Annotated in this window: 12 protein-coding genes and 1 pseudogene; 11 read left to right on the forward strand and 2 right to left on the reverse strand. The window is 69.6% G+C overall.

Annotated features, from left to right (window positions below):
* Positions 1-110: 110 nt before the first annotated feature.
* From map to truA, 11 genes are all read left to right on the forward strand, one after another.
* The gene (map, locus tag ABFX54_RS44675; protein ID WP_346113069.1) at positions 111-920 is read left to right on the forward strand and encodes a type I methionyl aminopeptidase; all 810 of its coding nucleotides are present in this window, start codon (positions 111-113) and stop codon (positions 918-920) included.
* Between the two features lie 15 nt (positions 921-935).
* On the forward strand, positions 936-1,367 hold the full coding sequence (locus tag ABFX54_RS44680; protein WP_346113070.1) for a DUF1707 SHOCT-like domain-containing protein: 432 nt from the start codon (positions 936-938) through the stop codon (positions 1,365-1,367).
* Between the two features lie 115 nt (positions 1,368-1,482).
* Entirely contained in the window at positions 1,483-1,908 is a 426-nt protein-coding gene (locus ABFX54_RS44685; RefSeq protein ID WP_346113071.1) for a hypothetical protein, read from the forward strand.
* Positions 1,909-2,205: 297 nt separating this feature from the next.
* Complete coding sequence (gene infA / locus ABFX54_RS44690) at positions 2,206-2,427, forward strand: translation initiation factor IF-1 (protein ID WP_012887858.1); 222 nt, start codon at positions 2,206-2,208, stop codon at positions 2,425-2,427.
* A 22-nt stretch (positions 2,428-2,449) separates the two neighbouring features.
* Positions 2,450-2,563 (forward strand): 50S ribosomal protein L36, encoded by a 114-nt coding sequence (gene rpmJ, locus ABFX54_RS44695; protein ID WP_003956441.1) that lies wholly within the window; start codon positions 2,450-2,452, stop codon positions 2,561-2,563.
* 217 nt (positions 2,564-2,780) lie between these two features.
* Positions 2,781-3,161, forward strand: a complete 381-nt coding sequence (rpsM, locus tag ABFX54_RS44700) for a 30S ribosomal protein S13 (protein WP_106236112.1) — start codon at positions 2,781-2,783, stop codon at positions 3,159-3,161.
* A 45-nt stretch (positions 3,162-3,206) separates the two neighbouring features.
* Positions 3,207-3,611 (forward strand): 30S ribosomal protein S11, encoded by a 405-nt coding sequence (gene rpsK, locus ABFX54_RS44705; protein WP_020542285.1) that lies wholly within the window; start codon positions 3,207-3,209, stop codon positions 3,609-3,611.
* Positions 3,612-3,634: 23 nt separating this feature from the next.
* Complete coding sequence (gene rpsD / locus ABFX54_RS44710; RefSeq protein ID WP_346113072.1) at positions 3,635-4,261, forward strand: 30S ribosomal protein S4; 627 nt, start codon at positions 3,635-3,637, stop codon at positions 4,259-4,261.
* 97 nt (positions 4,262-4,358) lie between these two features.
* Positions 4,359-5,375 (forward strand): DNA-directed RNA polymerase subunit alpha, encoded by a 1,017-nt coding sequence (locus ABFX54_RS44715; protein WP_103960866.1) that lies wholly within the window; start codon positions 4,359-4,361, stop codon positions 5,373-5,375.
* A gap of 90 nt (positions 5,376-5,465) precedes the next feature.
* Positions 5,466-6,014, forward strand: coding sequence for a 50S ribosomal protein L17 (gene rplQ / locus ABFX54_RS44720; protein ID WP_346113073.1), 549 nt, complete (start codon positions 5,466-5,468; stop codon positions 6,012-6,014).
* 90 nt (positions 6,015-6,104) lie between these two features.
* Positions 6,105-6,971, forward strand: a complete 867-nt coding sequence (gene truA, locus ABFX54_RS44725) for a tRNA pseudouridine(38-40) synthase TruA (protein WP_346113075.1) — start codon at positions 6,105-6,107, stop codon at positions 6,969-6,971.
* A 94-nt stretch (positions 6,972-7,065) separates the two neighbouring features.
* Here truA and ABFX54_RS44730 read toward each other — a convergent pair whose 3' ends face one another.
* Positions 7,066-9,249 carry a hypothetical protein gene (locus ABFX54_RS44730; protein ID WP_346113076.1) on the reverse strand — a complete coding sequence of 728 codons (2,184 nt, stop codon included), beginning with the start codon at positions 9,247-9,249 and terminating at the stop codon, positions 7,066-7,068.
* 1,272 nt (positions 9,250-10,521) lie between these two features.
* Positions 10,522-11,512 (reverse strand): annotated as a pseudogene (locus ABFX54_RS44735) (hypothetical protein); the annotation flags it as partial.

An 11,512-nucleotide genomic window follows, 5' to 3' on the forward strand; every position in this document is an offset into this window, starting at 1 on the left:
CTTCATCCGACTGATTCGCGGAGGTGGCACGGGTTTCCGTGCCACCTCGCGGCTATTGTGGGGGGAATTGGGCCCCCACCGTGGCCCGTTGAGACCCAGGGGGGCAAGAGATGTTCAAGCGCAACAGACACGGCATCCAGATCAAGTCGCCGGAGCAGCTGGAGAAGATGCGGGCGGCGGGGCTGGTGGTCGGGCGCACGCTCGAACTGCTGCGGCGCTCGGTCGAGCCCGGGATGACGCCGCTGGACCTCGACGTGATCGCCGAGAAGGCGATCAGGGACGAGGGCGCGATCCCGTCGTTCAAGGGCTACCAGGGCTTTCCCGCCACGATCTGCGCGTCGGTCAACGACGAGGTCGTGCACGGCATCCCGACCGCCGTACGCAAGCTGCGTGAGGGCGACATCATCTCGATCGACTGCGGCGCGATCCTGGAGGGCTGGCACGGCGACTCCGCCGTCACGGTCCCGGTCGGCGAGGTGGACCCCAAGCTGACCGAGCTGATGCGGATCACGGAGGAGGCCATGTGGCGCGGCATCGCCGCTCTCAAGCCCGGCCGCCACCTGTCGGACATCGGCTACGAGATCGAGCGCTACGTCAAGTCCCAGGGACGCTTCGGCATCCCGCCCGAGTACGGCGGCCACGGCATCGGCACCGAGATGCACATGGACCCGTGGATCGCCAACCACGGCAAGCCGGGCCGGGGCCCGGCGCTCGAAGAGGGCATGTGCCTGGCCATCGAGCCCATGGTCAACCTGGGCACCGAGCGCACCCGCGTGCTGGCCGACGACTGGACCGTGGTGACGGTCGACGGGAAGTCCTCCGCACACTTCGAGCACAGCGTCGCGGTGACACATAATGGACCTTGGGTGCTTACCGCACTGGATGGGGGCGAAGAGCGCCTCGCTCAACTGCAGATCTAGCCCGGGAGTGGTGGGATGGCGAACAGTCCCGAGATGCGTGCCTCCGACGCCGACCGTGACCGGGTCGCCGCCATCCTCCGCGAGCACACCGCGCAGGGCCGCATCACCATGGACGAGTTCAACGAGCGGCTGGAGTCGCTCTACAAGAGCAAGACCTACGGTGAGCTGGCCAAGCTGACGTCGGACCTGCCGGACGTCGACATGCGCCGCCTGCCGGCCAAGGCCACCCCCCCGGCGCCCGAGCGGCGCGGCATGCACCCCGGCATGAAGGCCGCCTGGAGCGCGTGGGCGGCGGTGGCCGGCATCAACTGGACGGTCTGGCTGATCGTGAGCCTGACGAGCGGCCACGCGATCTATCCGTGGCCGCTGTGGGTGATGGGGCCGTGGGGTGTGATCCTGCTGATCAGCACCGTCTTCGGCGGCGACGGGAACAAGAAGCGCGCCTAGGCCGCTCTGGCGGGTTCTGTGCTGTTGTGCACTCTGTGCATTCGTGCGCAGTCCGGATCCGCCGGGATTTCTACCGTGAGGTGTGTCGAACAGCACGACTCACGGAGGACATCCCATGCGCAAGATTCTCGCGGCCGCCGCCATCGCCGGCTCCGTCACCATCGCCGGCCTCGCCGCGGCCCCCGCCGCGCAGGCCGCCACCGGCACGGCCGCCGGCACGGTCAGCAGCACTGCCACCGCCACCGGCTCCCAGGGCAGCTGGGGCAAGTACTACTCCAGCAACCACAAGGCCTACACCTACGGCAAGACCTACAAGTACGGCGGCAAGGTCTACACCCACTGGTACGGCAAGGAGTACTCGCCCAAGTACGGCTACGTCTGGTTCAAGTACTACTCCGGCGGCAAGTGGTACAAGTTCTCCCACCGGTGGAACGGCTCGTACGACGCGACCTGGTCCGGCAAGGGGATCAAGAAGATCTACACCTACACGTGCTGGGGCGGGAAGTCCACGTACTGCGGCCCCTCGCACCGCATCTACTAGATGTTCTCCCCGTACCGAAGGGGGAGGAACGAGGCCCGCCCGGCATGACGCCGGCGGGCCTCGCGTCGTGTGGCCTGAGGATTCGCCACGTGGGGTAGACTCTTACATGGTTGTGTCAGGACACCTGGCACGCGTTTCGCGTTTTTGGCTCAGGTGTCGTACACTCCTTAGTCGGCTCACTATGACTTTCCACGCGTCGGCGGCCCTCGTCGGCCGTCGCTCTCTTCGAAGCGTGAAGGTCGCGGCTGCGTAGTGAACCGGAGCCTCAGACGACCGATCAGTGAAACGCGAGGAATTTTGGCCAAGAAAGACGGCGCCATCGAGATCGAGGGCACTGTGGTCGAATCGCTCCCGAACGCCATGTTCCGGGTGCAGCTCGACAACGGCCACAAAGTCCTGGCCCACATCAGCGGACGCATGCGGATGCACTACATCCGGATTCTTCCCGACGACCGGGTAGTCGTTGAACTGAGCCCCTACGACCTCAGTCGTGGGCGGATCGTCTACCGATACAAGTAAGACGTCTGAGGAACAAAGGACAATGAAGGTAAAGCCGAGCGTCAAGAAGATCTGCGACAAGTGCAAGGTGATCCGCCGGCACGGTCGCGTCATGGTGATCTGCGACAACCTGCGCCACAAGCAGCGTCAGGGTTAGTCGCCGCAAGGCTTCTCCGAGTCCGCCCCGGCAGGGTGCGGGCTCGACGTATGAGAAGCCTGAATCAGTAGTCGCGTCACACACCTGAACAGGCGGCCGCGTGAGCGCCCGAACCGTTCAGGAGACCCCCGGTCGGAGGCCGGGGCCCTCACCCCGGGCATTGGGGAGGGGTAGTGCGGCGCAAGACCTCCGCCACAAAGAAGGAGAATGCCCGACCATGGCTCGCCTGGTTGGCGTCGACCTCCCCCGCGACAAGCGGCTGGAGATCGCTCTCACCTACATCTACGGAATCGGCCGCACCCGCGCCCTGGAGATCCTCCAGGCCACCGGCGTGAGCGGCGACCTCCGCGTGCACCAGCTCTCCGACACCGAGCTCGTCCCGATGCGTGACTACATCGAGGCGAACTACAAGATCGAGGGTGACCTGCGCCGCGAGGTCCAGGCCGACATCCGTCGCAAGATCGAAATCGGTTGCTACCAGGGCATCAGGCACCGCAAGGGTCTGCCCGTCCACGGTCAGCGCACGCAGACCAACGCGCGCACCCGTAAGGGCAAGAAGAAGACCGTCGCCGGCAAGAAGAAGCCCGGTAAGAAGTAGTCCTCGCAGCCGCAGGACCGAAGACCTCAGGAGTGAAGGCCAAGGATGCCTCCTAAGAGCCGCCAGGGTGCGCCGAAGAAGGTGCGCCGCAAGGAGAAGAAGAACGTCGCTCATGGGCACGCCCACATCAAGAGCACGTTCAACAACACGATCGTTTCGATCACCGACCCCAACGGGAACGTGATCTCCTGGGCCAGCGCCGGCCACGTGGGTTTCAAGGGCTCCCGTAAGTCCACCCCGTTCGCCGCCCAGATGGCCGCCGAGAACGCCGCCCGCCGCGCCATGGAGCACGGCATGCGCAAGGTCGACGTCTTCGTGAAGGGTCCCGGCTCCGGCCGTGAGACCGCGATCCGCTCGCTGCAGGCCACCGGCCTCGAAGTGGGTTCGATCCAGGACGTCACCCCGGTTCCGCACAACGGTTGCCGGCCGCCGAAGCGCCGCCGCGTCTGACTCAGCCCAGGAGATAGTGAGAAATGGCTCGTTACACGGGCGCGGACTGCAAGCTCTGCCGTCGCGAGAAGACCAAGCTCTTCCTCAAGGGCAGCAAGTGCGAGTCCGCCAAGTGCCCCATCGAGATCCGTCCTTACCCGCCGGGTGAGCACGGTCGCGGTCGTCCGAAGGACACCGAGTACCAGCTTCAGCTTCGCGAGAAGCAGAAGACCCGCCGCATCTACGGCGTCCTCGAGAAGCAGTTCCACAACTACTACGAGGAGGCCGCGGGCAAGACCGGCAAGTCGGGTGAGGTGCTGCTCCAGATCCTGGAGAGCCGTCTCGACAACGTCGTCTACCGCGCCGGGTTCGCGCAGTCGCGCGACGCCGCCCGCCAGCAGGTCCGTCACGGACACTTCCTGGTGAACGGCAAGAAGGTCGACATCCCGTCCTACCGCGTTCGCGAGCACGACATCATCGAGGTCCGCGAGACCAAGCGCAACCTGCTGCCGTACGAGGTGGCTCGCGCCACCGCCGGCGAGCGCACGGTTCCCGCGTGGCTCGGCGTCGTGCCGGACAAGCTCCGCGTCCTGGTTCACCAGCTGCCGGTTCGCCAGCAGATCGACACCCAGGTTCAGGAGCAGCTCATCGTCGAGTACTACTCGAAGTGAGTGGTGGTTGAGGCACGGATTTCCGTGCCTCAACTATGCTTTTCATCGGAGTGGCGTCATATAGCGGTCGCCACACGAAAAAGGGGAGAACCCACACATGCTGATCGCTCAGCGCCCGACTCTCCTCGAAGAGTCGATCGACGACACCCGGTCCCGATTCGTCATCGAGCCGCTGGAGCCGGGCTTCGGCTACACCATCGGCAACTCGCTGCGCCGCACGCTGCTGTCGTCCATTCCGGGCGCGGCCGTGACGAGCATTCGCATCGAGGGCGTGCTGCACGAGTTCTCGACCGTTCCCGGGGTCAAGGAAGACGTCACCGACATCATCCTCAACCTCAAGGAACTGGTCGTCTCCTCCGAGCACGACGAGCCGGTCGTGATGTACCTGCGCAAGCAGGGCCCGGGTGAGGTCACCGCCGCCGACATCGCGCCTCCGGCCGGTGTCGAGGTGCACAACCCCGAGCTGCGCATCGCCACGCTCAACGGCAAGGCGAAGCTGGAGATGGAGCTGACCGTCGAGCGCGGTCGCGGCTACGTCTCCGCCGCTCAGAACAAGCAGCCGGGCCAGGAGATCGGCCGGATTCCGATCGACTCGATCTACTCCCCGGTGCTCAAGGTCACCTACAAGGTCGAGGCGACCCGAGTCGAGCAGCGTACCGACTTCGACCGGCTCATCCTCGACGTCGAGACCAAGCCCGCGATGAAGCCCCGCGACGCGGTGGCCTCCGCCGGCAAGACCCTCGTCGAGCTCTTCGGCCTGGCCCGCGAGCTCAACGTCGAGGCCGAGGGCATCGACATCGGCCCGTCGCCGACCGACGCCGCCCTGGCGGCCGACCTGGCGCTGCCGATCGAGGAGCTGAACCTGACCGTTCGCTCCTACAACTGCCTCAAGCGCGAGGGCATCCACACCGTGGGTGAGCTCGTCGCCCGCAGCGAGCAGGACCTTCTCGACATAAGGAATTTCGGCGCCAAGTCGATCGAAGAGGTCAAGCAGAAGCTGCACGAGATGTCGCTGGCGCTCAAGGACTCCCCGCCCGGGTTCGACCCGAGCGCGGTGGCCGGCGGCGGCTACGACGACGACGACAGCGCGTACGTCGAGACCGAGCAGTACTGATCCAGATAGCGCGGGCCCCCGCCGGGGGCCTGGCGGCCCGACCCCGGTACCTGGCACGGCCGGGGCGGGTGAACCCCAAGGAGAGATGACATGCCCAAGCCCACCAAGGGTGCGCGTCTTGGCGGAAGCCCGGCGCACGAGCGGCTGATCCTGGCGAACCTCGCCACCGATCTGTTCCGCCACGGCCGGATCCGCACGACGGTGGCCAAGGCCAAGCGCCTGCGTCCCGTCGCGGAGCGCCTGATCACCAAGGCGAAGAAGGGCGACATCCACAACCGTCGCCAGGTCCTGACCGTCGTTCGGGACAAGGGCGTGGTCCACCACCTCTTCACCGAGATCGCGACGACGTTCGCCGAGCGTCCCGGCGGCTACACCCGCATCACCAAGATCGGTGCGCGTAAGGGCGACAACGCCCCGATGGCGATCATCGAGCTGGTGAGCGAGCCGCTGGGCGGCGTCACGACCCGCGCCACCGAGGCGCCCGCCGCCGCGGCCGCCCCCGCGGCTCCGGCCGCCGAGGAGACCGAGGCTCCCGCGGAGACCGAGGCCCCTGCCGAGGCCAAGGCCGAGACCGCCGAGGCTCCGGAGGCCGCCGCCGAGGAGGCCCCGGCCGCCGAGGCGAAGAAGGACGAGGCCTGATCTTCAGGTCTGAGGTTCAGCACGGCTGAGGCGGGCCCGGATCCCCTGACGGGGGTCCGGGCCCGTTTTTCATCCCCGGGAGGGAACATCGTGGTACGGCTCCGCCTCGACCTCGCGTACGACGGGACCGGCTTCTCCGGCTGGGCCAGGCAGCCGGGGCTGCGTACGGTGCAGGGGGAGATCGAGCGGGCACTCGGACGGATCCTGCGCCTCGGCGAGCCTGCCATGCTGACCGTGGCCGGGCGTACCGACGCGGGGGTGCACGCGCGGGGGCAGGTGGCTCACGTGGACGTGCCGGAGGAGCGGCTGGGGGAGCTCGACGGGAACCGGGGGCCGCTGGGCATCGATGAGCGGCTCTCTGCGCTCGTGAGACGGCTCGGTGGTGTCCTGGAGCCAGATGTGCGGATATATCGGGTCTCCGTGGCTCCTGAGGGCTTTGACGCACGGTTCTCGGCGATGTTCCGGCGGTACGCGTACCGCGTGAGTGACGCGCCTGGAGGCGTCGACCCGCTGCGCCGCTGGGAGATCGTCTGGCACAACCGGCCCCTGGACCTCGGCGCGCTCAACGACGCCGCGGCGCGGCTGCTCGGTGAGCACGACTTCGCCGCGTTCTGCAAGAAGCGCGAGGGCGCCACCACGATCAGGGAGCTGCAGCGGCTGGACTGGGTGCGCGGGCCGGACGGGGTGCTGGTCGCCACCGTCGTCGCCGACGCCTTCTGCCACTCCATGGTGCGTGCGCTGGTCGGGTCGCTGCTGGCGGCCGGGGACGGGCGGCGGCCGGTGGAGTGGCCTGGTGAGGTGCTGCGGCGGGGGGTGCGTGACTCGGGGGTGCATGTGGCGCCGGCGCATGGGCTCTGCCTGGAAGAGGTGGGCTATCCGGCGCCGTCCGGACTCGCCGCGCGCGCGGTGGCGACGCGACGGGTCCGGACGGCGTCCGAGCAGCTTCCGGCCGAGTAGATGCCGGTCGGGTTGCCGGCTCCCGGCCGGGTAGCTCCTGGCCGACGTATCGCCGCGCCGGGGAGTTCCTGGCCAGGTAGGCCCCAGCCAGGGTTCAGCCCTTGGTGATGCGGCGTTCCAGGACGAGTGAGATCTGGTCCCTGAACGCGCCGCTGACCTTCGGCAGCGTCTTCTCCTTGGCCGTCGGCGTGTGACCGTCGGCGTAGGTGGCGTAGCTGAACACGATGTAGCGGCCCCAGACCAGGCCCGCCGCGTAACCGCCGGCGATGTGCACGCGCTCGCCGCCCGAACCGGACGCGCCGGGCAGCGGGCGGAACCAGACGTTGTTCGACAGGTCCTTCGCCTGGTCCGCGGTGGTGGCGGCGTTCTTGTCCGGCAGGACGGCCAGGCCCGTGGTGACGGCGTAGCGGCGCTTGCTGTCGACGTACGTCGCCCTGAGCACGCGGCTGCACTTCTGCTCTTTCAGCGCGTCGGCGAAGGCGCCGGTCGCGGCCTTGTCGCAGGTCGTCTCCATGTGGGCCTTGACCCTGGTGAACGTCGTGCCCGCCGCACTCACCTTCTTCTTCGGGAAGGCCTCCGACAACGACAGCTTCTGCGGATCGCTCTCCTCGGAGTCGAGCACCGACGTGCCGGCCAGGTCGGCCGGCGGGGCCGCGGACTCCTCGGCGACACTCGGGCTCGCCGGCGCGGGCGAGGCGGCCACCGGCGGCGGCGCGGCGGAGTTCATCGCCTGGACGGCGAAGAACCCGCCCGTGGCCACGCCGGCCAGGGCCAGCGCGCCGAGCGTGACGAGCAGCGCCCGTTTGCTCCTGGGCGGGGGAGGTGGTGGGGGCGGGGTCTGGAACGGGGGCTGCTTGAACGCTCCTGGCGGGAACGGGAGGCCGCCCGCTGGGGGCTTGGGGACGTCGAAAGAGGTCGAGGGCTTGTGGCCCCAGGTGTCTCTCGAGAACGGGAGCTCGGGCAGTTTGTCACCGGTCGGAGGATTGGGGGGCCAGACGGGTACGTCGCCTGGCTCCGGGGGGCGGACGGATGGGTTGGTGGAGTTGGGGTCGAAGGGTGGGTTCTGGCTGGCGGCCTCTGTCTTGGCCGCGTTCGGGTCGAAGTAGTGGGCCGGTTTGGCGGAGGGGTCGCGGGTGGCGGCGATGGGGGCGGGGAGGTAGGGGAGTTCGGACGGCTTCGAGCCGGGCCCTTGTCGCCCTTGGCCGGGTCCTTGAGCGGGACCTTGGCCTGATCCCGCGCCGGGGCCTTGGCTTACCCCTTGGCCGGATCCCTGGTCAGGACCTCGGCCACCGCTCTGGCTTGTTCCCTGTCCCGGGGCCTGACCGGCTCCTTGGCTTGCACCCTGGCCAGAAACCGGGCTCAGGCCGTGGCCGGGTGTCTGGTCGTGGGTGGAGTGCGGGTCGGTGGTCTGGGGGTCGCCGGGGTGGGCGTCCTCGGAGGTCGCGCGCCCGGAGACGGTGACGCCGGGTCGGAGACCGCCGGGCACCGTGTCGCCGGGCGCCGTGCCGATGGACCCGGGGCCGCTGGGTCGGAGGCCGCCGGGCACTGTGTCCGCAGGTTCGGGGCTGCCGGGCCGGAGGCCACCTGGCACTGTGTCGGTGGGCTCGGGGCCACCGGGGCCCGCGAAGCCGTCGGAGCGGCCGGACGCCTGCTCGGCATGCGCCGACCCCGAGGCGTGGTCGTCGGGGCCGGTGTGTGCCGAGGCCGCTCGATCGTGCTCGGCCGGCGTCAGGGGGCGGCCGTCGTGGGCCTGTGGGTCCTGGAGTTCACGGTCGTGCGGGTGCCCGGCGCCTGGAGGTGTTGCCGGGCTACCTTCGGCACCCGGTCGGCCTGCTGGATCCGAGATGCCCGGATAGCCCGGGATGCCGGGATGGTCTGGGGCACCCGGATGACCCGGGACACCGGAGTGGCCAACGGCGTCGGGATGGCCCGGGGTGCCCGCATGGCCGGTGGGCGTGGCGGCCGTGTTCTTGTGGGCGGGCATGCCGTCGGGAGGCGTGTCGTCCGCGTGGAGGTGGTGGATCGCGTCCCGTTGCGTGGCGTCCGGGTCGAAGTAGTGGGCCGGGTGGGTGAGGCCCTCCGGCTGGGTGGCGCTCGCGTCGAAGGGCGCGGCCAGCGGGCCCGGCTCGTCGGAGTCGGGGTCAGCCACCAGCTCGCCCGTGGCGGCCGGCCAGGGAGGCATGGCGTGGGGGTCGGAGAGCGGTGCGGGCCACACCGGCATGCCCGCCGCGGCGGCGGTGAAGGCGGGGGGTGGCTCCCAGGGCGGCGCACCGGGCACCACGGGCTCCACCGGCCAGGCGCCAGGCTGCCCGCTGGGACCGCCGAGCTGCCTACCGGGATCGCCGGGTCGTCCACCGGGACCGCCGGGATGACCACCAGGATCGCCAGGATGCCCACCGGGATCCGCCCCGGCGGCGTCCCACGGCCGCACCTCATGGATCCGACCCGGCCGGATCTGGTCACTCCCGGCCTGGGGGTGGTGCGAGGGCGGCCATGGTTGGTTGGCGTCGGGTTGGGCGTTGGGGGCGGCTGTCCAGGGTTGGCCGGTCTCGGCTCCGGGGTGGTGCGGTGCCGGCCACGGTTGGTCGGTCCCCGTTGGACCTGGGGGCGGCGACCACGGCTGCCCGGCTTCGGCCTGGGGCGTGTGCGGCGCCGGCCATGGTTGGTTGGCGTCCGGCTGGGCGTGCTCGGCGGCTGCCCAGGGCTGGCCAGTCTCAGCTCCGGGGTGGTGCGGCGGTGACCATGGCTGGTCCGTCCCCGCTTGCGCTGGGTGCGGTGACCACGGCTGGGCGGTTTCGGCTCCGGGGTGGTGTGGTGCAGGCCATGGTTGGCCGGCGCCGGAGCCGGGCTGGGTGTGGTGCGGGGGCTGCCAGGAGGGGTCGGTGGCGGGCCGGCCGAAGGCGGAGCCGGGCGAGGACGGTGCGTGCGGCTGGTGGCCGGGGCGCGAGCCGCCGGAGGGCTCCTGGGCCGCGAGGTCGGGGTCGGTGGGGTCGGCGTACCAGTCGTACGGGGCGGCGTCGTCGCCCGGCACTTCCCACGGCTGAGAGACGCCGGACGGCCCCTCAGGACCTCCCGGCGAACCCTGGAAGGCGGAGGCGACCGGAGACACCTCGGCGTCGGCGGACCCGCCGGTAGAGAAGTCGCCCGCGGCGTCGGACGGGAAGTCGCTCGGGGTGCCGGATGAGGCGTCGGTTGAGGAGGCGCTTGGCGCGCCGGACGCGGTGTCGGCCCCTGGTGCGGACCGGGTGCCGGTTGAGGGGCCGGTTGAGGGGCCGGTCGGAGCGCCGGTCCGGGGGTCGATCGCGGGGTCGGTTGAGGGGTCGGTCGAAGGGGACGCCGGTGGAACGTCTCGCCCGTTGGTCTGGCCGAAGCTCGGCGGTGGCGTCACCGGTGCGGCCGAGCGTTCGGCTTCCCTGTGATCGTGCTCAGACCCGGGTTCCTGGCCACGCATAGCTGGAGCCTAGCGAGAGTAGCGAGATCGTTATGTCGGTATGGATGTTCCCAGCGGCAACACGAGTCCTCTACCGGCGCTTATGCCCCACAATGCCGATCAGCCCGCCCGGCTTCCGGTCAGTGCCCGGTTGTCGAGGGCCTGGAAGACGGTGGCCTTGCTGATGTCGTTGATGGCCTGCGCGATCCGCTTCGTCCCCTTCGCGTCGGGCTTCGTGCCGTCCTTGTTCTGGAACCAGAACAGGATCGCGTAGTGGCCGTACGTCGAGATCTTCGCGCCGCCGCTGCCCGAGCCGAGGAACTTCGTGACGGTGTCCTTGCCCGCGAGCGGCTTGACGTAGTTCTTGGTGTCGCCGGCCTTGGCCACCTTGGTCGCCAGCTTGCTCGTCTTGAGGTTGGCGACGCCGACCGTGCCGATCACCGTGGCGGACTTGTCGCGGAAGCTCGCGCGGACGAACTGGGTGCACTGGGCGGACTTGAGCGCCTTCTGGAGGGTGTCGCCCAGAGCGCCGTCGGTGCACTTCTTGTCCTTGCTGGTGATCGTCATCTCGTAGCTGCGGCCCGAGATCGTGATCTTCTTCCTCTTGCCGAAGACCTCCTTGACCGTGATCGCGTCAGGGTCGGTGGTGCGCGCGGCCGCGAAGCCGTACTTGCCGGCCGGGACCGACGGCAGCGGCGCCGAGGTCTGGCGGGTGTCGGCGGTCTCGGCCGTCACGGGACCGTCGGCGTTCCACATCAGGGCCAGGCCGCCGCCGAGCAGACCGAGCACCAGCACTCCGCCGATCGCGAACCACAGCGGGGCGCGGGAGCGCTGCCCTTCGTCGTACGGGCTCCAGCCCACCTTGCTCTGCGGCACCCACGTGGTGTCGTCGCCGGCGTCGTCTTTCTTCTTGGACGAGTCCGTGGCCTTGGCGGGGTCCTTGTCACCCTTGTCCGCCTTGCCCCTGCGGGAACGGCGGCCCTTGCCGGTCGCGGACTTGTCGTCGTCCGGCGCGCCGGAGTCGGGGTTCGCGCCGCCGGGACCGCCTGGCCCGCCAGGGCCGCCTGGGCCGGGGTTGACGCCGAACGCGCCGCTGTCGCCGCCGAACGGG

The sequence above is a fragment of the Nonomuraea maheshkhaliensis genome (assembly GCF_039529435.1).
GTDB classification, from domain to species: Bacteria; Actinomycetota; Actinomycetes; order Streptosporangiales; family Streptosporangiaceae; genus Nonomuraea; species Nonomuraea maheshkhaliensis.